Annotated in this window: 15 protein-coding genes; 7 read left to right on the forward strand and 8 right to left on the reverse strand. The window is 70.7% G+C overall.

What is annotated here, in order from left to right:
- Window positions 1-163 precede the first annotated feature (163 nt).
- Entirely contained in the window at window positions 164-2,971 is a 2,808-nt protein-coding gene (gene secA / locus BKI49_RS14795; RefSeq protein WP_095934736.1) for a preprotein translocase subunit SecA, read from the reverse strand.
- Window positions 2,972-3,216: 245 nt separating this feature from the next.
- Between secA and BKI49_RS14800 the strand changes: the two genes are divergently transcribed.
- Together BKI49_RS14800 and BKI49_RS14805 are read left to right on the forward strand one after the other, a co-directional pair.
- Window positions 3,217-3,801, forward strand: a complete 585-nt coding sequence (locus tag BKI49_RS14800) for a GNAT family N-acetyltransferase (RefSeq protein ID WP_095934737.1) — start codon at window positions 3,217-3,219, stop codon at window positions 3,799-3,801.
- A gap of 92 nt (window positions 3,802-3,893) precedes the next feature.
- The gene (locus BKI49_RS14805) at window positions 3,894-5,117 is read left to right on the forward strand and encodes a winged helix-turn-helix domain-containing protein (protein ID WP_095934738.1); all 1,224 of its coding nucleotides are present in this window, start codon (window positions 3,894-3,896) and stop codon (window positions 5,115-5,117) included.
- Between the two features lie 197 nt (window positions 5,118-5,314).
- Here BKI49_RS14805 and BKI49_RS14815 read toward each other — a convergent pair whose 3' ends face one another.
- The 7 genes from BKI49_RS14815 to mtnA form a co-directional block, all read right to left on the reverse strand.
- Window positions 5,315-6,061, reverse strand: a complete 747-nt coding sequence (locus BKI49_RS14815; RefSeq protein WP_095934740.1) for a response regulator — start codon at window positions 6,059-6,061, stop codon at window positions 5,315-5,317.
- Window positions 6,062-6,265: 204 nt separating this feature from the next.
- Complete coding sequence (hpf, locus tag BKI49_RS14820; RefSeq protein WP_373557551.1) at window positions 6,266-6,958, reverse strand: ribosome hibernation-promoting factor, HPF/YfiA family; 693 nt, start codon at window positions 6,956-6,958, stop codon at window positions 6,266-6,268.
- Between the two features lie 315 nt (window positions 6,959-7,273).
- On the reverse strand, window positions 7,274-8,152 hold the full coding sequence (locus BKI49_RS14830; protein WP_095934765.1) for a ComF family protein: 879 nt from the start codon (window positions 8,150-8,152) through the stop codon (window positions 7,274-7,276).
- A 365-nt stretch (window positions 8,153-8,517) separates the two neighbouring features.
- Entirely contained in the window at window positions 8,518-10,356 is a 1,839-nt protein-coding gene (locus BKI49_RS14835) for an LpqB family beta-propeller domain-containing protein (RefSeq protein WP_179332450.1), read from the reverse strand.
- Complete coding sequence (gene mtrB / locus BKI49_RS14840; RefSeq protein WP_095934744.1) at window positions 10,346-12,433, reverse strand: MtrAB system histidine kinase MtrB; 2,088 nt, start codon at window positions 12,431-12,433, stop codon at window positions 10,346-10,348. The genes BKI49_RS14835 and mtrB overlap by 11 nt, the downstream gene beginning before the upstream one ends.
- 1 nt (window position 12,434) lies before the next feature.
- Window positions 12,435-13,124 (reverse strand): two-component system response regulator MtrA, encoded by a 690-nt coding sequence (gene mtrA, locus BKI49_RS14845; RefSeq protein WP_015659998.1) that lies wholly within the window; start codon window positions 13,122-13,124, stop codon window positions 12,435-12,437.
- 8 nt (window positions 13,125-13,132) lie between these two features.
- Window positions 13,133-14,278 carry an S-methyl-5-thioribose-1-phosphate isomerase gene (gene mtnA / locus BKI49_RS14850; protein ID WP_095934745.1) on the reverse strand — a complete coding sequence of 382 codons (1,146 nt, stop codon included), beginning with the start codon at window positions 14,276-14,278 and terminating at the stop codon, window positions 13,133-13,135.
- 140 nt (window positions 14,279-14,418) lie between these two features.
- On the opposite strand from mtnA, the gene BKI49_RS14855 reads away from it, so the two are divergent.
- From BKI49_RS14855 to BKI49_RS14875, 5 genes are read left to right on the forward strand one after another with little or no spacing between them, the layout of a single operon-like run.
- Window positions 14,419-15,783, forward strand: coding sequence for a DUF7847 domain-containing protein (locus BKI49_RS14855; protein WP_095934746.1), 1,365 nt, complete (start codon window positions 14,419-14,421; stop codon window positions 15,781-15,783).
- A gap of 4 nt (window positions 15,784-15,787) precedes the next feature.
- Window positions 15,788-16,534, forward strand: a complete 747-nt coding sequence (locus tag BKI49_RS14860; protein ID WP_095934747.1) for a DUF4129 domain-containing protein — start codon at window positions 15,788-15,790, stop codon at window positions 16,532-16,534.
- A complete protein-coding gene (locus BKI49_RS14865) occupies window positions 16,531-17,721 on the forward strand; it encodes a DUF4350 domain-containing protein (RefSeq protein ID WP_095934748.1) in 1,191 nt (396 codons plus the stop codon). The genes BKI49_RS14860 and BKI49_RS14865 overlap by 4 nt, the downstream gene beginning before the upstream one ends.
- A complete protein-coding gene (locus tag BKI49_RS14870; RefSeq protein WP_095934749.1) occupies window positions 17,721-18,710 on the forward strand; it encodes an AAA family ATPase in 990 nt (329 codons plus the stop codon). The genes BKI49_RS14865 and BKI49_RS14870 overlap by 1 nt, the downstream gene beginning before the upstream one ends.
- Complete coding sequence (locus BKI49_RS14875) at window positions 18,710-20,020, forward strand: DUF58 domain-containing protein (protein ID WP_095934750.1); 1,311 nt, start codon at window positions 18,710-18,712, stop codon at window positions 20,018-20,020. The genes BKI49_RS14870 and BKI49_RS14875 overlap by 1 nt, the downstream gene beginning before the upstream one ends.
- Window positions 20,021-20,113: the final 93 nt, after the last annotated feature.

Below are 20,113 nucleotides of genomic sequence, written 5' to 3' on the forward strand. Positions count from 1 at the left end.
GAAAGGCGGCGCCCCGGGCAACGCGACGGGGCGATGCCCCAGGGCACCGCGAAAGCCCGGTGTCCCAGGGCACCGTGAGAACCGGCGGCTCCGGGCAACGCCAAGGGCCGGGCACCCCGAGGTGCCCGGCCCTTTCACGCACTGGCGGCGCGCGCGGCGAACGTCACTTCCTGCGGCGACGCGCACCCTTCTGCTGCTTGCGGCGCTCCGCGCGCGTGAGGCCGTCGGCCTCTGAGCGCACGGGCTCGTCGTCGTGGGTGAAGTCGCCCTCGACGATGCCTCCCTCGCCGTCCACGGTCGGCGCGGAGAAGTGCAGGCGGTCCCGTCGCTGCGGGGCGTCGAGGCCCTTGGCGCGGATCTCCGGACGCGCACCGGCGGGGACGACGTCCTCCTTGGCGAGGGACGGCGCGGTGTCCTCGACCGGGACCTCCTCGACCTGCTGCTCGACCTGGACCTCCAGGTTGAACAGGTAGCCGACGGACTCCTCCTTGATGCCGTCCATCATGGCGCTGAACATGTCGAAGCCCTCGCGCTGGTACTCGACCAGCGGGTCCTTCTGCGCCATGGCGCGCAGGCCGATGCCCTCCTGGAGGTAGTCCATCTCGTAGAGGTGCTCACGCCACTTGCGGTCCAGGACCGACAGCACGACCCGGCGCTCCAGCTCACGCATGATCTCGGAGCCGAGCTGGCCCTCACGGGACTCGTACTGCTCGTGGATGTCGTCCTTGATGGACTCCGAGATGAACTCGGCGGTCAGACCGGCGCGGTCACCGGCCGCCTCCTCCAGCTCGTCGATGGTGACCTTCACCGGGTAGAGCTGCTTGAAGGCGCCCCACAGCCGGTCCAGGTCCCACTCCTCGGCGAAGCCCTCGGCGGTCTCGGCCGCGATGTACGCGTCGATCGTGTCGTCCATGAAGTGCTGGATCTGCTCGTGCAGGTCCTCGCCCTCCAGGACGCGGCGGCGCTCGCCGTAGATGACCTCGCGCTGGCGGTTGAGGACCTCGTCGTACTTCAGGACGTTCTTGCGGGTCTCGAAGTTCTGCTGCTCGACCTGCGACTGGGCCGACGCGATCGCGCGCGTGACCATCTTGTTCTCGATCGGCACGTCGTCGGGGACGTTGGCCATCGACATGACGCGCTCGACCATCTGCGCCTTGAAGAGCCGCATCAGGTCGTCGCCGAGCGACAGGTAGAAGCGGGACTCGCCCGGGTCGCCCTGACGCCCGCTACGACCGCGCAGCTGGTTGTCGATACGGCGCGACTCGTGCCGCTCGGTGCCGAGGACGTAGAGCCCGCCGAGGTCCTTGACCTCCTGGAACTCGGCCCGCACGGCCTTCTCGGCCCGCTCCAGGGCGTCCGGAAGCGCGGCGGCCCACTCCTCGATGTGCTCCTCCGGGTCGAGGCCGCGCTGGCGCAGCTCCGCCTCGGCGAGGTCGTCGGGGTTGCCGCCGAGCTTGATGTCGGTACCACGACCGGCCATATTCGTGGCCACGGTCACGGCGCCCTTGCGGCCGGCCTGGGCGACGATCGTCGCCTCCCGGTCGTGCTGCTTGGCGTTCAGCACCTCGTGCTGGATGCCGCGCTTGCTCAGCTGCTGCGAGAGGTACTCGGACTTCTCGACGGACGTCGTGCCGACGAGGATCGGCTGGCCCTTCTCGTGCTTCTCGGCGATGTCGTCGACCACCGCGTCGAACTTGGCGACCTCGGTGCGGTAGATCAGGTCGGACTGGTCCTTGCGGACCATCGGCTTGTTGGTCGGGATCGGGACGACGCCGAGCTTGTAGATCTGGTGGAACTCGGCGGCCTCGGTCATCGCCGTACCGGTCATGCCGGAGAGCTTGCCGTAGAGGCGGAAGAAGTTCTGCAGGGTGATCGTGGCGAGCGTCTGGTTCTCGTCCTTGATGTCCACCCCTTCCTTCGCCTCGATCGCCTGGTGCATGCCCTCGTTGTAGCGACGGCCGGCGAGGATACGACCGGTGTGCTCGTCGACGATCATGACTTCGCCGTCGATGACGACGTAGTCCTTGTCCTTCTTGAACAGTTCCTTGGCCTTGATGGCGTTGTTCAGGTAACCGACGAGCGGCGTGTTCACCGACTCGTAGAGGTTGTCGATGCCCAGCCAGTCCTCGACCTTGGAGACGCCGGACTCGTGGATGGCGACGGTGCGCTTCTTCTCGTCGACCTCGTAGTCGCCGGTCTCCTCGATGCCCTTGAGGGGGTTGCCGGCCTCGCCCTTCTTGAGGCGGATGACCAGCTTGGCGAAGTCGCCGTACCACTTGGTGGCCTGGTCGGCCGGGCCGGAGATGATCAGCGGCGTACGGGCCTCGTCGACGAGGATGGAGTCGACCTCGTCGACCACCGCGAAGTTGTGTCCGCGCTGCACCAGTTCGTCCTGCGACCACGCCATGTTGTCGCGGAGGTAGTCGAAGCCGAACTCGTTGTTCGTGCCGTAGGTGATGTCGCACGCGTACTGCTCGCGGCGCTGGGCCGGCGTCATGTTGGCGAGGATGCAACCGACGGACAGGCCCAGGAACTTGTGGACGCGACCCATCATCTCGGAGTCGCGCTCGGCCAGGTAGTCGTTGACCGTGATCAGGTGGACGCCTTCTCCGGAGAGGGCGTTCAGATACGTGGGCAGCGTGCCGACGAGCGTCTTGCCCTCACCGGTCTTCATCTCGGCGACGTAGCCGAGGTGGAGCGCGGCGCCGCCCATCAGCTGCACGTCGTAGTGACGCTGGCCCAGGACGCGCTTGGCCGCCTCGCGGACGGTCGCGAACGCCTCGGGCAGCAGGTCGTCGAGGCTTTCGCCGTCGGCGTACCGCTGCTTGTACTCATCGGTGAGGGCCCGCAGCTCGGCGTCGGAGAGGTCGACGAAGTCCTCTTCGATGGAGTTGACCTGGTCCGCGATGCGGTGCAGCTTGCGCAGGATCTTGCCTTCGCCTGCACGCATGATCTTCGAGAGGACGGACACGGGGGTTTGTCTCCTTGCCGGTCGGGCCTGGGACGGTCGGTTTCACTGACACTTACAAATCACAGCTTGAGCAACGGCCATCGTAAGCGAGGACCACACCGCGCCGGGAGGTCTGCCCGCGACAGCCACTAGGACAACGGACGGGGGCTGCCGAAGGTGCCGTGTTCGCTCGTCGAAAAGTAACCGGACGCTCACTCACGGCAAAGGGATGGCGCCCCTCCGGCCTCCCCGAGCAGAATCGCCCGATGGACCCCGTCACCCTGACCACCGACCGTCTCGTGCTGCGCGTCGTGGGCCCGCACGACACCGACGCCGTGTACGAGGCCGCCCAGGATTCGGACATCCAGCGCTGGACCACCATCCCGTCGCCGTATCTGCGCGAGCACGCGGCGGGTTTCACCGACCAGATGGTGCCGGACGGCTGGGCGGACGGCTCCATGTTCACCTTCGGTGTCTTCCTCCCCTCCGGCGAGCTGGTGGGCATGCTCGGCATCACGATGCGTTCCCTCGGCGTCGGCGAGGTCGGTTTCTGGGCGACGAAGGAGCACCGCGGCCGCGGCTACATCTCCGAAGCCACCGTCGCCGCCTCGCGCTGGGCCTTCACGGATCTGTCCGTCGACCGCGTCGAATGGCGCGCCGAGGTCGGCAACGCCGGCTCCCGCGCCGTCGCCGAGCGCGCCGGCTTCGTCATCGAGGGCACCCTCCGCTCCGCCATCAACAACAAGGGCGTACGGCGCGACTGCTGGGTCGGCTCGTTGCTCCCCTCGGACCTGGGCCTGCCCTCGACGGCTCCGTACCTGCCGGCCCCCGACCGGCGGTCGGGGGGCTGAGGGTCGGCGGAGGCCCGGCGCCCCTCGGCCTCCTCGGCCCGAGGTGAGCCGGCTCGGGGCCCACTGTCAGTGGCACCGCCTACCGTGTGGGCATGACGAGCCTCCCGCGTCCCCTCGCAGAACTCTCCGCCGACGAAGCCCGCCGCATCGCCCTGCGGGCCCAAGGCTTCCTGGGAGCGCCGGACCGCAGGTCCGGCGTCCGCGGAGTGTTGCGGCACCTGGGCGCGGTCCAACTCGACACCATCTCCGTGCTCGCCCGCTCCCACGAGCTCGTGCCGTACGCCCGTCTCGGCGCCGTGGGCCGCAAGACGGTCGACTCGGCCTACTGGACGGGTACGCACGCCTTCGAGTACTGGTCGCACGCCGCCTGCATCCTCCCCGTCGAGGAGTGGCCCCACTTCGCGTTCCGCCGCCGCGCCTACCGCTCCCGCCCGCACTGGAACCACGACCTGCCGGACGGCACGTACGACCAGGTGATCAAGCAGCTCCGGGCGGAAGGCCCGCTCACCGCCACGGATCTGGGCGGCGCGAAGAAGACCAGCGAGTGGTGGGACTGGTCGGGCACCAAGGTCGCCGTCGAGCGCGCGCTGATGTACGGCGAGGTGGTGTGCACGGAGCGACGCGGCTGGAAGCGGGTGTACGACCTCGCGGAGCGCGCCATCCCGGACGAGCTGCTGCACGACGAGCTGGACGACGCGGAGTGCCTGCGCCGCCTCGTCCGTCTCGCGGGCCAGTCCCTCGGCGTCGGCACGCGCGCGGACATCGCCGACTACCACCGCCTCAAGGGCGAGCAGGTCGACGCGGTGATCGCGGACTCGGGCCTGGTCCCGGTGAAGGTGGAGGGCTGGGGCAAGCCGGTGCAGGGCAGGAGCGGCGCGAGCCAGGCCGGCCGGGCGGCGGCGGACGCGTGGGCGGACCCGGCGGCCCTGGAGGCGGCCCCGCGCGGCCGCCACCGCACCACACTCCTGTCGCCGTTCGACTCGCTCATCTGGGAGCGGGCGCGCACCGAGCGGATCTTCGGCTTCACCCACCGCCTGGAGGCGTACACGCCCAAGCCGAAGCGGGTGTACGGCTATTTCGCGATGCCGGTTCTCGCCGGCGGCCGTCTGGTCGGCCGTGTGGACCCCGCCCGGGAGGGCCGCACTCTGGTCGCCAAGCAGGTCGGCCTCGACGGCCCCAAGGCCGTCCCCGCGGTGGCCCAGGCCCTGGTGGAGGCGGCGAGCTGGGTCGACTGCACGGACGTACGGGTGGAACGGGTGGACTCTCCGGAGCTTCGCGAGCCGCTCACCCTGGAGCTGGCGCGCGCCCTGGGATGACAGAGGGTCGCCCGGCGTGATCACGGCGGGCCCTGGCAGACGCCGGCGGCTCCGCCGGGGCCGGTCAGGCGGTCAGGCCGTCACGCCCTCACGCGGTCAGGCCGTCACGCCCTCACGCGGTCAGCGGTCAGCGGTCAGCGGTCAGCGGTCAGCGGTCAGCGGTCAGCGGTCAGCGGTCAGCGGTCAGCGGTCAGCGGTCAGCGGATTTCGAGGATCTTCTCCCGCATCGCGTACACCACGGCCTCCATCCGGGAGTGCAGCTGGAGCTTCTCCAGGATGTTGCGCACGTGGTTCTTGACCGTGTTCTCGGAGATGAACAACTCCTTCGCGATGTCCCGGTTGTTCATTCCCGTGGCGACGAGCTTGAGCACCTCCAGCTCACGGTCGGTGAGCCGTGGTGCGGGCACCAGGCGGCGCTCGTCGGTGCGCTGGATCATCGACTTGAACTCGGTGAGGAGCTTCGACGCCATCGAGGGACTGATCTGCGACTGGCCGTCCGCCACCGCACGAATGGCCGTGGCCACTTCGTCCGTGGAGATCTCCTTGAGGAGATAGCCCGTGGCACCCGCCTTGATGGCGTCGTAGAGGTCGGCCTCCTCGTCGCTGATCGTCAGCATGATGATTTTCGCGCTGGGGGCGACCTCCTTGATGGAGGTGCACGCCTCGATGCCGCCACGCTTCGGCATCCGCACGTCCATGAGCACGATGTCGGGCAGCAGATCGGCCGCCTTGTCGACCGCCTCCGCCCCGTCGCCCGCCTCGCCGACGACCTGGATGTCCTCCTCGGCCGCGAGCACGATCTCCAGACCGCGGCGGAAGAGGGCGTGGTCGTCCACGACGAGGACCCGGATGGGCTCCTTGCGCGAAGAGCCCGAGTCCGGGCCCATGCCGACCACGCCGTCGTCGGCGTCGTCGTCACGCATCGGTCCGAAGCTGTCCGCCATCGTTCCTCCCCCTGAAGGCCGTGGCCTGTGTTCCTGTGCCATCGCCAACCCAAGGCAACGGCCCACCGGTTGGGCCGGTGCGGCCATGATTCCATGCCCGGACGACAGTGCGGTGACAGAGCGGTGCTCCAAGTGGTCGCACACCGGTGCCCCTGGGGGCGCACACGCGCTCCAGGGGCACCTGCTCAGCTGTCACCGGGAGGGTCAGCCGCCGAGCGCACCGCCCGGCGCGTCCGCTCCGGCCTGCGTGACCATGGGGTCCGTGCTGAGGTGGATGACGCCGTAGTCGTACGCGTGCCGTCGGTAGACGACACTGGGCTCCTTCGTCTCGGAGTCGACGAAGAGGTAGAAGTCGTGCCCGACCAGCTCCATCTCGTAGAGCGCCTGGTCGAGCGTCATCGGGGCGGCCACGTGGGTCTTCTCGCGGACGACGAGGGGGCCTTCGCCCATGACCTCGAGCGAGCCGATCTTCTTGGTCGGCACACTGTCCGGTTCCTCCTCGCGGACGACGCTCCCGTTCCCGTTCAGCGTCGCGGCGCCGGGGACGTGGTCGGCGACCTCCGCTGCCGAGATCCTGCCGTTGCCCCGGCGGGTGTAGCGCTTGTCGTGCTGCTTGCGCAGCCGTGCCTCGAGTTTGTCCGCCGCCAGATCGAGTGCTGCATACGGGTCGCTCGCCGCTGCCTCCGCCCGGATCACCGGACCGCGGGAGCGGAGGGTGATCTCCACTCGGTCGCAACGGTCGGCCTGTCGGGGGTTGGGCTCCTTGGACACCTCGACGTCGAGGCTGATCACCTTGCCATCGAGCTTCTGGATCTTCTCCAGCTTCAGCTTCTCGGCCACGTGCTTGCGGAACCGCTCGGGCACCTCGGTCTTGCGGCCCTTGACGACGATGTCCACGCAGAACTCCGTTCCCGGATAGCTCCGCTCCACTGGCGGAGCATCTCCCTTTTGCACCCGGCTCCGGTGTCTCCCGGAACCTCGGACTCGGTGACTTTCACCTCCTCCTCCCCCATGGGCAAGATCTCCACCCCACCGATGCGGGTGATTGCCGGAAACCCGCAGCACGGCATTCGGATTAGCGAGGTCCGGCCTGCGCCATTGCCTCACAACCGAACATATCTCGCCCGGACGGATGTCGTCACCCTCTACTGCGGCGTACCTCCGTTCAGGTGAATTGACCGTCTCATTACCTGCAACGATGCAAGTTCTCTGTCAGTTCCGGTTTATTTCGAAAGCGTCTGGTGACGCCGCGATCACGGCCGCGCAGGTCGTGTCGGGCCTCCCGTCCATGACTTCGCCAGTACCCGCCATTCGCCGAATCACTTCCGTCAGATCCGCCCCGTCCTCCTCTTCACCCACTTGCCGTACGGCCGATCGAGCCATCCGGACGGCTCGTGCCGCCTCCGTCAACGAGGCGCCCGTCGTCATCAGGTCGTCCACGAGCACCACCGGCCCGCCGTCCACCAGCAGCCGCGCACCTCCGGCGGCCACCTCCAGGGCGCCCGCGAGATTGTCCAGCCGCTGGCGGGAATTGAGTCCCGACTGGTCGGCCACGGCGCGCCGCTGCCGCAGCACGGCCGCCACCCTGGCCGGTGTCCCGGTGCGCCGCAGTTCGCCCGCCGCCGCGAGCGCGATCCGGCGCACCGGATCGTGTCCCCGGGCCCGCACGGCCCGCCGTGACGACGGCACGGGGACGAGGAGCAACGGCCCGGCTCCCGCGTCGCACGTTGACCCCTTCCTGCCCCTGAGCCGCCTCTCCGAAGCCGTGTGGCGTGCGTCCGGACCAGCACGTCGCGCGCAGCCCTGCCCTACCCGTACGGCCCCCGCCAGGGCCGCTCCGAGAGGGGCCGCGAGCGCCAGAGCGCCCCTTTCCTTGTGGGCGAGCAACGCTGCCCGCACCTCGTCCTCGTAGGGAGCCGCCGCGTGCACCACGGGCAGCCCGCACGGCTCCGGCACCGGTCGCACCCGGCGCGGTGCGGCCCCGGTCAGGGCGGCACGGCACTCCGGGCAGAGCACCGTACGAGGCCGTCCGCAGCCTCCGCACTCGGCCGGCAGCACCAGGTCGGTGAGGTCCTGCCACCACCCCCGCATGACCACCACTGTGCCAATACGGGGACTTACCGGCCACCCCTGTGGACAACTCCCTGTGGACAACGCGCGCAGGTGTCGGGAGCGGCCGCCCTCCGGGGGCTCGGCGCACGCCGTACGAGCACGAGGCCGAGGACCCGTACGACACGGGGCCTGCCGGTGCACCGGCGTAAAGACGTGGCCTGTACGCCGGTGCACGTCTGGCGTAGACACGCCGTCGCACGCCGCCGGGCGGAGGCCCGGCGGCTTCGAGCGCGGTCGGGCGAAGGTCTGTCGGCTCCGCGCGCGGTCGGGCGAAGGTCTGTCGGCTCCGCGCGCGGCCGGACGGACGCCCGTCAGCTCTGCGGGCCGTCCGGCGAGCGGGACCCCTATCCGGGGTAGACCGGCGCTGTCCCGTCCTTGACGACCTTCTGCCACTGCTCGCCGGACGAGAGCCGCACGATGCCGTCCTCCTCCGAGTGCGCCACCAGCGGCAGCCGCTCGTCCTCGGACGCGGCGATCTCCTTGACCCCCGTCAGCGTCGAGGGCGCCGTGCCGACCGGGGCGGAGCCGTCGACCTGGACGTACCGCATCTGCTGGACGCCGCCCTGCTCGCGTCCGATGACCACGAGCCGGCTGTCCCCGGCCCACGACATCGCCGTGACCTCCTCCAGCTGAGGCGCCACCGAGCGGGGTTCGAGGATCGACACGGTGGGCTGGTCACCGCTGGTGTCCCGGACGATGCGGCCGATCTGCAGCGAGCTCTTCCCGTCCTTCTCGACGATCAACGCGATCCGCACCCCGTCGGCGGCCACGCGCACCGCCTCGACGCGACCGTCGAGGCTCGGTGTCTCGACCGTCAGCGGCTCGCCCTCACCCTTGCGCAGCAGAAGCAGCCGGGGCTTCTTCGGGTCGCGGTCGGCCACCCACAGGTCGCCCCGTCCGTCCCAGCTGGGCGTCGTCAGCCGGTCGTCCTCCGTGCGGCCCGCGCTGTGCAGCACCGCCTCACCGAGCGAACCACCCGACACGAGCGACCCGACGTACAGGGAACTCCCGTCGGTCGACACCCCGGCCGCGCTGCTCTCGTCCCGCGACACCGCCGCCGCCCGCAGCTTCTTGTCACCCTCGCCGAGCGCACCGGGCACCGGCTCGGGCTTCTTGTCGCCGTTGGGCATGCGCACGAGCCGCTGCTTGTCGTCGATGAAGTACTGGTACTCGGGGCGGTGCCCCGTACCGTGCGAGGCGACGGTCCCGGCCTGGTTCTCCGTGAGCACGCACAGCTGCGATCCGTCCGACTTCTGCAGCTCCACCTCGTCCACACCGGTGGGCGTCAGGTCCTGGAAGGTGAAAAGGAGTTGGGCGGCCATCCTGGTGCACTGGGACCGTCCGACGTGATCCGCCTTGTGGTTCAGCGGCACGGTGACCCTGTTGCGGTCGTCGGGCGACAGCGACTTGACGCCCTTCTTCAGCTCCGTGCCCGAGGGGAAGCTCGACCTGACGACCGGGTCCAGCCAGCGCGTGGGGCCCTTCAGGAGCGCCCGGACCATCTGGGTCATCGGGTCCACCTGCTCGCGCACGTAGACCGGGTCGGCGACGGTCCCCAGCGGGCCGCCGGCCCCGGAGTTCGAGTTCGACGTGTAGTAGTACTTGTTGATCGACACGTAGTTGCGCTGGAAGTCGGACTTGCCCATCACCACGCCCTGCGGCAGCCCGTCGATGCGCCACTGCTTGGTGTCCTTCAGCCGCGTGAGGTGCACCGTCTTGCTGTAGGTGCCGGAGTCGGGCGAGTACGCGTGCTGCACGTCCACCGTGGCGACCTTGCTGCCGCTGAGCCGGTACAGGGAGCTGCCGTCGGCGCCGTCACGGTTTCCGGCGTTGCCCGACTCGGGGTTCGGCGCGTCCGTCAGCACGGTCGTGGACCGGTACGGGTCCCACACCTTGCCGGCGCTCTCCGTCAGGTACTTGCGCGCCGTCTCGTACTTCGCGTCGTCGCTCGTCAGCGCCTCGAGGAAGCCCTGCACGATCTCCGCGGGCTGGGCGTCGTCCCTGGGCGGCATCGCGTAGACGCGGACCTGCGAGTCCTGCCGCGGCGTGGACTCGACGCCGCGCAGGTCCCCGCTGTCCGGCATCGACGCGCACCCGGCCAGCAGCAGGGCACCACAGCAGGCATACGCCCCCACCCGAACCGGACGTCGACGACCACCGCTCCCCTCGCGGTCAACGCCCACGAAATGCCTCCCCATGCCCGAGTTCCTCCGGCTCTACGCCGTCCCGCCCCCGCTCCTGCCCGGTCCGCTCGCCGTCCGTCGGCGCGTCGTCCTGGCGCCGCACCGATCCGGCCGGCCTCGGCACCACCCGTGAGCCGCTGCCCGGCAGCGCCGTCGGGTCGGCCGTGGGCGACGCCCCGGCCATGCGCGGCACTATCGGGCCCCGCGACGGTGCTGCGGACGACGCGCTTCCGCCGCCCGCCTGCTGCTGCACCGGCACCGTGGCCAGCTTGCCGCTGCCGCCGAGCGGCAGACCCGCGTCGTTGAGTCCCCGGTTGCGCCGCGAGTCCTTGGGCTCCAGCGGTATCGGCGACCCCCTGAGCGGTTCGTCCGCGGTCCGCGGCAGTGTCAGCCGGAACTGCGAACCGCCGCCCGGCTCGCCCCACGCCTGGAGCCAGCCGCCGTGCAGCCGCGCGTCCTCCAGGGCGATGGACAGCCCGAGGCCCGTTCCGCCGGTGGTACGCGCACGTGCCGGGTCGGCCCGCCAGAAGCGGCTGAAGACCCGGGTCGCCTCGCCGGGCTTGAGCCCGACGCCGTAGTCGCGGACGGCGATCGCGACCGCCCCGCCCGCCGAGGCGAGCTTGACGATCACGTCCTTGCCGTCGCCGTGCTCCACGGCGTTGACGACGAGGTTGCGCAGCACCCGCTCCACACGCCGGGCGTCCGCCTCGGCGACCACCGGCTGCTGGTCGCCGACGACACGTATGTGCGTGCCCTTGCGCTCGGCGAGCGGCTCGGCACCGCTGACCACGCGGCGGACGACCTCCCTGAGGTCTATCGGCTCCGCCTCCAGCGCCGCCGCGCCCGCGTCGAACCGGCTGATCTCCAGCAGGTCCGCGAGCAGCGACTCGAACCGGTCCAGCTGGTCGGCCAGCAGCTCCGCGGACCTCGCCGTCACCGGGTCGAAGTCCACCCGCGCCTCGTGGATGACGTCGGCCGCCATCCGGACGGTGGTCAGCGGCGTACGCAGCTCGTGCGACACGTCGGACACGAACCGCCGCTGCATCCGCGACAGGTCCTCCAGCTGCTGGATCTTCAGCTGCAGGTTCTGGGCCATCTTGTTGAAGGCTTCACCGAGGCGTGCGATGTCGTCCTCGCCGGTGACCTTCATACGTTCCTGGAGGCGCCCCGCCGACAGCCGCTCGGCGATCCCGGCGGCCATCCGCACCGGCGTGACGACCTGACGCACCACGAGCCACGCGATCGCCCCGAGGAGCACCACGACGAACAGACCTGCCGTCGCCAGCGTCCCCTTGACCAGGCTCAGCGACTTCTCCTCCTGCGTCAGCGGGAAGAGGTAGTAGAGCTGGTACGGATCTCCGTTCGGGTCGTTGACCTGCTTGCCGATGACCAGCGCCGGCTGCGACGGCCTACCGTCCTTGTAGACGACTCGCGTATAGCTCTGGGCCGCGAGCGTGTTGCTGTCCAGCCGCTCGCGCAGCGACACCGGCACGCTCACCGTCGGATCGACGTCGCCCGAGTAGCGCGGTCCCAGTCCCGCTCCGCCGCCGGCCGCGCTGGAGCTGAGCGTCACCACGTCGAAGGCGCCCTGGCCACCACTGGACAGGGACACCACGAGGTCGCTCATCCACTGGCCGACGTTCTTCGACGGACGGCCGTCCGCACTCGAACCGTCATCACCGTCGGCCGTCACCGCGGCGTCCGCCTTCTGCTTGGCCACCGAGAAACCACCCGTGGCCTGGCTCTGCGACGCCTTCACCTTGGCATCCAGCAGGCCGTTGCGGACCTGCCCGATGACGACGAAGCCGAGCAGCAGCACGACACCGAGTGACATCAGCAGCGTCGTGACGACGATCTTGAGCTGGATATTGCGCCGCCACAGCCGCATCACGGGCAGCAGCGGACGACGCACCCAGCGCATGAACAACCGAAGGACCGGGCTGCCCTGGACTCCGCCCTGCAGCAGCCCGCCCTCCATGAACCGTCCCCAGCGGGAGCCCGTCATCTTCCGGCCGACAGGCCGCCCCGAACGGACCCCCGACTCGCCGGGCGCCGAAGCGGCACTGTCCCGGGACATGTCAGCTCGGTCCGGCCTTGTAACCGACACCACGGACGGTCACCACGATCTCCGGCCGCTCCGGGTCCTTCTCGACCTTGGAGCGCAGCCGCTGTACATGCACGTTGACCAGGCGGGTGTCCGCCGCGTGGCGATAGCCCCACACCTGCTCCAGCAGGACCTCACGGGTGAACACCTGCCACGGCTTGCGGGCCAGCGCCACCAGCAGATCGAACTCCAGCGGCGTCAGCGCGATCGACTGGCCGTCCCGCTTCACAGAGTGACCGGCGACGTCGATGACGAGGTCACCGATGGCCAACTGCTCGGGTGCCGGCTCCTCCGAACGACGCAACCGCGCCCGGATCCGCGCCACCAGCTCCTTTGGCTTGAACGGCTTCACGATGTAGTCGTCGGCACCCGACTCGAGGCCGACCACCACATCGACGGTGTCGCTCTTCGCCGTGAGCATCACGATCGGCACCCCGGACTCCGCCCTGATCAGGCGGCACACCTCGATGCCGTCCCGGCCGGGCAGCATCAGGTCCAGAAGCACCAGATCGGGCTTGGTCTCACGAAAAGCGGCCAGCGCCTTGTCGCCGTCGGCTACGAAAGACGGCTCAAAACCTTCGCCACGCAACACGATGCCGAGCATCTCGGCCAGTGCGGTGTCGTCATCGACGACAAGGACTCGTCCCTTCATAAACGACATCATCCCATTAACTAAATCGTTACCTGGCGTGACCTGTCACACAGCTCAGCAAGCGCCTCAGCCGTCACGGGCGACACGACGCCCCCTTCGGTGACGATCGCCGTCACCAACTCGGGCGGCGTCACGTCGAACGCCGGGTTGTACGCCTGGGTCCCCAGGGGTGCCACCGGCATCCCGCCTCCCGCTTCCACTCCCGCCACCGGCACCAGCGGTGCTGTGACCTCGGTCACTTCATGACCGGCGCGCTGCTCGACCTCGATGGATGCTCCGTCCGGGGTGTCCGGATCCACCGTCGTCAGCGGCGCCACCACGATGAACGGCACGTGGTGATACCGCGCCAGCACCGCGAGCGGATAGCTCCCCACCTTGTTCGCCACCGAACCGTCGGCCGCGATCCGGTCGGCACCGATCAGTACCGCGTCCACCTCGCCCGCCGCGAACAGCGACCCCGCCGCGTTGTCCGTGAGCAAGGTGTACGCCATCTCGTTGCGCGCCGCCTCGTACGCCGTCAGGCGAGCACCTTGCAGCAACGGACGCGTTTCGTCCACCCACAGCCGTCGCAACTTCCCTGTCCGGTGCGCCGCGAGCGCCACCGCGAACGCCGTACCCTCCCCACCGGACACCAGCGCCCCGGTGTTGCAGTGCGTCAGGATCCGGTGCCCGCCGCCCGGCAGCAGCTCGTCGAGCAGCGCCAGCCCGTGCCCGGCCATCCGCGTGCTGGCCTCGGCGTCTTCCTGGTGCAGCGCCCGCGCCGCGGCGAGCGCCGCCGCCGCGGCCTGGTCCTGATCACAGCCGCCGACGAGCGCGGCCCGGTACGCGGCCTGGGCCCGGCGCACACCGACGGCGAGGTTCACCGCCGTGGGCCGCGCCCCGGCCAGCGCCGCGGCGGCCTCGTCCACGTCGAAGCCGCGCGCGGCGGCGAGCGCGACGCCGTACGCCCCGGCGATGCCGAGCAGCGGCGCCCCGCGCACGGCGAGCGTGCGGATCGCCTCCACCAGGGCGGGCGCGTCGGTGCACACCAACTCGACTTCTTCGGCCGGCAGTCTCGTCTGGTCGAGAAGCACCAGTACGGGGCCTTCGGGGGGCTCGTCCCAGCGGATCGCGGGTATGTCCGTCGACCCGCTGTCCTCGCGGGATTGCGCGTACTGATCAGCCATCCGCCCAGTCTGCCCCGTACCGGGCGGACAATTGAAGGTGTGCAGCCCATACGGCGGCCGGTCCCTTGCCGAGCGCACCGTGGCACGATGGCTGCCAAGCTGCCGCCGCGACCGCGGACGGGCACCGTGAAGGAGCGACGATGAACGACACTCCGGGCTGGGCCTCGCCCGGATCTGCCCCCTCCGACGGGCAGGAGCCGGATTCCTCCGGCACCACGCAGCCCACGGACAAGCCCTCGGACCAAGGCGGCACGGACCAGCCGGAGCAGCCCTCGAAGTGGTCCAAGGAGCAGCCCCCGCCCGGCCAGTGGTCCGCTCCCAGCCCGCAGGGCCCAGGCCAGGCCCCACCTCCGCCACCGTCGCCCGCTCAGGGCTGGGGCGGACGGCCCCCCGCCGGAACCGGCGGCCACGGAGGCCAGGGCGGCGGGTACGGCGGATGGGGAGGCCCCGGCCGCGGAGCCGGCGGCCCCGGCGGTCCCGCCGGCTGGGGAGGCAACTGGGGTGGGCCGCCCCCCGCCGCCAAGCCCGGCGTGATCCCACTGCGCCCCCTCGGCGTCGGCGAGATCCTCGACGGCGCGGTCTCCACGATGCGCACCTACTGGCGCACCGTCCTCGGCATCTCTCTCGCCGTCGCCGTCGTCACCGAGATCGCGGTCATCCTGCTCCAGGGCTTCGTCCTGGACGACAACACCGACACGGACGTCCTCAACGACCCCAGCGCCACGGTCGGCGAGCTGAGCCGTGCCCTCGGCGACACCCTGCTGAGCTCCGGTGTCGTCCTGCTCATCACGCTGCTCGGCACCATCGTCGCCACGGCGCTGCTCACGTCCGTGACCAGCCGCGCGGTGCTCGGCAAGTCGGTGACGACGGCCGAGGCCTGGCACGACGCCCGCCCTCAGCTGCCGAAGCTGTTCGGCCTGACCTTCCTGCTGCCGCTCATCGCCCTCGTGGTCGTCGGCGTCGGCACGCTGCCCGGTCTGCTCGCCGCCCTGGCCGGCGCGGGTGACGCGGGCGCCGCACTCGCCGTCCTCGGCGGACTCGGCATGGGTGTCGTCGCCCTCTGGCTGATGATCCGCTTCTCGCTCGCCTCTCCCGCCCTGATGCTGGAGAAGCAGAGCATCGTGAAGTCGATGCGCCGCTCCTCGAAGCTCGTGCGCGGCTCCTGGTGGCGGGTCTTCGGCATCCAGCTGCTCGCCACGATCATCGCGAACATCGTGGCGTCGATCGTCGTGATCCCCTTCGCGATCCTCGCCGCCGCGCTCAGCGGCGACGGCATGAGCAGCTTCCTCGACAGCAGCGGCGGCGACCTCGGCTGGACGTTCCTCATCGTCAGCGGCATCGGCTCGGTGATCGGGTCCATGCTGACCTTCCCGATCACGGCCGGCGTCACCGTCCTCCTCTACATCGATCAGCGCATCCGCCGCGAGGCCCTCGACCTCGACCTGGCCCGCGCCGCCGGCGTCGAGAACTACGGCGGATCGACCGGCACCACTCCGGGGAGCTGATGCGGTGAGCCCGGTGGGGGGAGTTCTCACTGCGGTGCTCGCACTGCCGCACACCGGCGCCGCCGGCGTCCTCGCGCTGCCGCGCGGCGACGAACCACCGGTGACGACGCCTCGCGATCCCGCGCGGGAGGCGGCCAGACGCGAGCTGTCCAAGCCGATGTACCACGAGAACGACCCCGGCCTGGTCCAGCGCGCCCTGAACGCCTTCTGGAAGTGGGTCGACGAACTGTTCAGTGCCGCCTCCTCCGCGACACCCGGAGGAGCACTCGGACTGGTCGTCATCCTGCTGGCGGTGATCGCGGTCGTGGCCGCCCTGTGGTGGCGCCTGGGCACCCCCCGCCGCACCCCCACGTCGTCCGCCACGCTCTTCGACGACCGCCCCAAGAGCGCCGCGGAGCACCGGGCCGCCGCCGAGGCGCACGCCGCCCAGGGCCACTGGAACCAGGCCGTCCAGGAACGGATGCGCGCCATCGTCCGCTCCCTGGAGGAACGCGCCCTCCTCGAACCGCGTCCCGGGCGCACGGCGGACGAGGCAGCCGCGGAAGCGAGCCGCGCCCTGCCGGCCCACACGGACCGACTGCACACCGCGGCCCGGGACTTCGACGACGTCACATACGGCGGCAGGGCCGCCGACACGCGCGTGTACCGCCGCCTCACCGAGCTCGACGGCGAGCTGGAACGCACCAAGCCCGTCCTCACCAGCAGCGCGCAGAGCACGGCCCACAACGACCGCCAGGGGGCCGCCTCATGACGGAGGCCACCCTCCCGTCCACCTCGGTGTCGCCCACCGCCCGCCAGGTGTGGACACGCGGCCGAGGCATCCTGCTCGCCGCCGTGCTCCTGCTGGCCGCCGCGATCGCGATCGCCGTGGTCCGCTCGGACGCCCAGCACGGCCGCCTCGATCCGCGCTCCACCGATCCCTACGGCAGTCGTGCCGTCGCCGAACTCCTCGCCGACCGGGGGGTCTCCACGCGCGTGGTCACCACCCTGGACGAGGCCCGAGCGGCGGCCGGCGCCGACACCACGCTCCTGATCGCCGCCCCCGACCTGCTGACCGAACGTCAGCAGAGGCTTCTGCACGCGGCGACAGCGACCTCCGGCGGCCGCACCGTCCTCGTCTCCCCCGGGTCGCCCTCCGTCGGCACCCTGGCCCCCCAGGTCAGCGCCGACCCCGCGGTCAGCTTCGACTCGACGCTCTCCCCCGACTGCGCCCTGCCCGCGGCCAGGCGAGCGGGCAGCGCCGACACGGGCGGCGTCCGCTACACCACACCCGCCCCCGACGCCGACAGGTGCTACCCCAGCGACGGCCTGCCCACGCTGCTGCGCATCCCGGCGGCCTCCGGGAGCGGCGACACCGTCGTCCTCGGCGCCCCCGACATCTTCTACAACGATCGTCTCGACGAGCAGGGCAACGCCTCGCTCGCCCTCCAACTGCTCGGTTCCCGCTCCCACTTGGTCTGGTACCTCCCCTCGCTCTCCGACGACTCGGCCACCGACACCGGCGACCAGGGCTTCTTCGACCTGCTCCCCTCCGGCTGGCTGTGGGGCACACTGCAACTCTTCATCGCGGCAGCCCTGGCCGCCCTCTGGCGGGCACGACGACTGGGCCCCCTCGTGCCCGAACGACTCCCCGTCGCGATCCGCGCCTCCGAAACCGTCGAAGGCCGCGCCCGCCTCTACCGCAAGGCCGACGCCCGCGACCGTGCCGCGGCGGCCCTGCGCTCCACCACGCGCACCCGTCTCGCCCCCCTCGTGGGCGTGCCTCCCACTCAGGCGCACGCGCCCGAAGCCCTGCTCCCCGCCCTGTCCGCTCACCTCCAGGGCGACGGCCAGGCCCTGCACCCCCTTCTCTTCGGGCCGCCGCCCCACGACGACACGGCCCTTGTCTCCCTCGCCGACCAACTCGACGCCCTCGAAAGAGAGGTACGCCGTTCATGATGGACCCGACCACTGACAACGCCGGGTACGCCGGGGATCCGGGCACCGCCCGCACCTCCCTGGAATCCCTGCGGGCCGAGATCGCCAAAGCCGTGGTCGGCCAGGACCCCGCCGTGACCGGCCTCGTCGTCGCCCTCCTCTGCCGCGGACACGTTCTACTTGAAGGAGTCCCCGGGGTCGCCAAAACGTTGCTCGTCCGCGCCCTGGCATCCGCACTCGACCTCGACACCAAGCGGGTCCAGTTCACCCCGGACCTGATGCCCAGCGACGTCACCGGCTCCCTGGTCTACGACGCCCGCACCGCCGAGTTCTCCTTCCAGCCCGGCCCGGTCTTCACCAACCTCCTCCTGGCCGACGAGATCAACCGCACCCCGCCCAAGACACAGTCGTCCCTCCTCGAAGCGATGGAGGAGCGCCAGGTCACGGTCGACGGCACCCCGCGCCCGCTCCCCGACCCGTTCCTCGTCGCCGCGACCCAGAACCCCGTCGAGTACGAGGGCACCTACCCGCTCCCCGAAGCCCAACTGGACCGCTTCCTCCTCAAACTGACGATCCCTCTCCCGTCGCGCCAGGACGAGATCGACGTCCTCACCCGTCACGCCGAAGGCTTCAACCCGCGCGACCTGCGCGCCGCCGGCGTACGCCCCGTCGCGGGCCCCGCGGATCTGGAAGCCGCGCGGACCGCCGTCGCAAAGACCGCCGTCTCCCCCGAGATCACCGGCTACGTGGTGGACATCTGCCGCGCCACCCGCGAGTCGCCGTCCCTGACCCTCGGTGTGTCCCCCCGTGGCGCGACCGCCCTCCTCGCCACGGCCCGCGCCTGGGCCTGGCTGACCGGCCGCGACTACGTCATCCCCGACGACGTGAAGGCCCTGGCCCTGCCCACCCTCCGCCACCGCATCCAACTGCGCCCCGAAGCGGAGATGGAGGGCGTCACGGCCGACTCCGTCATCAACGCGATCCTCGCCCACGTCCCCGTCCCCCGCTGATGGCACTCACCGGACGCACCGCCCTCCTGGCGGCCATCGGCTCACTGCCCGTCGGCATCCTGGAGCCGAGCTGGTTGGGCGTCCTCGCCGTGAACGCCCCGCTGGCCCTGGCCTGCGCCTGCGACGCCGTACTGGCCGCCCCCGTACGGAGTCTCGGCCTGACCCGCTCGGGTGACACCTCCGTACGCCTCGGCGAGACGGCGGACGTCACCCTCACCGTCACCAACCCGTCCGGTCGCCCCTTGCGTGCCCGCCTCCGTGACGCATGGCCGCCGAGCAGCTGGGAGCCGGGCACCGAGACGGCCGCCTCGCGTCACCGCCTCACCGTCCCACCCGGCGAGCGGCGCCGTCTGACCACCCGTCTGCGCCCCACCCGCCGTGGTGACCGCCAGGCCGACCGCGTCACGATCCGCTCGTACGGCCCTCTCGGTCTCTACGCGCGACAGGGCAGCCACCAGGTCCCGTGGACCGTGCGCGTCCTGCCTCCCTTCACCAGCCGCAAGCACCTGCCGTCCAAACTGGCCCGGCTCCGCGAACTCGACGGCCGCACCAGTGTGCTGACCCGCGGCGAAGGCACGGAGTTCGACAGCCTTCGCGAATACGTCCCCGGCGACGACACCCGTTCCATCGACTGGCGCGCCACGGCCCGCCATTCCACGGTCGCCGTCCGTACCTGGCGTCCCGAACGCGACCGGCACATCCTTCTGGTCCTCGACACCGGCCGCACCTCCGCCGGCCGGGTCGGCGACGCACCGCGCCTGGACGCCTCCATGGACGCGGCCCTCCTGCTCGCGGTCCTGGCGTCCCGCGCCGGCGACCGCGTGGACCTCCTCGCATACGACCGTCGGGTACGTGCGCTCGTCCAGGGCCGCGCGTCCGGCGAGCTCCTCCCGTCGCTGGTCAACGCGATGTCGACCCTGGAACCGGAACTCGTCGAGACCGACGCTCGCGGTCTCACCGCCACAGCACTGCGTACGGCCCCTCGCCGTTCCCTGATCGTCCTGCTGACGAGCCTCGACGCGGCCCCCATCGAAGAGGGCCTCCTCCCCGTGCTCTCACGCCTCACCCAGCGGCATACGGTCCTGGTGGCCTCCGTGGCAGATCCGTACGTCGCCCGAATGGCGGCGTCGAGGGGAAATCCCGAGGCGGTGTACGCGGCCGCGTCCGCGGCTCAAGCCCAGGCGGAACGCCACCGCACCGCGGAACAGTTGCAACGCCACGGTGTCACCGTCGTCGATGCTCCCCCGGAAGAGCTCGCCCCGGCTCTTGCCGACGCCTATCTGGCCCTCAAGGCAGCCGGCCGGCTCTGAGCGCACAACAAAAGTGGGCCCCTCGATCCGAGGGGCCCACTGCCATCCAAGAAACCGCTGCAAAAAGTCACCGTAAACGCAGAAAACCCCTGT

The organism is Streptomyces sp. Tue6028, assembly GCF_002300165.1.
Lineage (GTDB): Bacteria > Actinomycetota > Actinomycetes > Streptomycetales > Streptomycetaceae > Streptomyces > Streptomyces siamensis.

Bases quoted from the DNA above. Each gene is read 5' to 3' on its own strand.
- mtrB (WP_095934744.1), bottom strand. From the start codon at position 12,433: ATGTCCCGGGACAGTGCCGCTTCGGCGCCCGGCGAGTCGGGGGTCCGT.
- BKI49_RS14830 (WP_095934765.1), bottom strand. From the start codon at position 8,152: ATGCGGGGGTGGTGGCAGGACCTCACCGACCTGGTGCTGCCGGCCGAG.
- BKI49_RS14800 (WP_095934737.1), top strand. From the start codon at position 3,217: ATGGACCCCGTCACCCTGACCACCGACCGTCTCGTGCTGCGCGTCGTG.
- mtnA (WP_095934745.1), bottom strand. From the start codon at position 14,278: ATGGCTGATCAGTACGCGCAATCCCGCGAGGACAGCGGGTCGACGGAC.
- BKI49_RS14865 (WP_095934748.1), top strand. From the start codon at position 16,531: ATGACGGAGGCCACCCTCCCGTCCACCTCGGTGTCGCCCACCGCCCGC.
- BKI49_RS14875 (WP_095934750.1), top strand. From the start codon at position 18,710: ATGGCACTCACCGGACGCACCGCCCTCCTGGCGGCCATCGGCTCACTG.
- BKI49_RS14815 (WP_095934740.1), bottom strand. From the start codon at position 6,061: ATGGCGGACAGCTTCGGACCGATGCGTGACGACGACGCCGACGACGGC.
- mtrA (WP_015659998.1), bottom strand. From the start codon at position 13,124: ATGATGTCGTTTATGAAGGGACGAGTCCTTGTCGTCGATGACGACACC.
- BKI49_RS14805 (WP_095934738.1), top strand. From the start codon at position 3,894: ATGACGAGCCTCCCGCGTCCCCTCGCAGAACTCTCCGCCGACGAAGCC.
- BKI49_RS14855 (WP_095934746.1), top strand. From the start codon at position 14,419: ATGAACGACACTCCGGGCTGGGCCTCGCCCGGATCTGCCCCCTCCGAC.
- BKI49_RS14870 (WP_095934749.1), top strand. From the start codon at position 17,721: ATGGACCCGACCACTGACAACGCCGGGTACGCCGGGGATCCGGGCACC.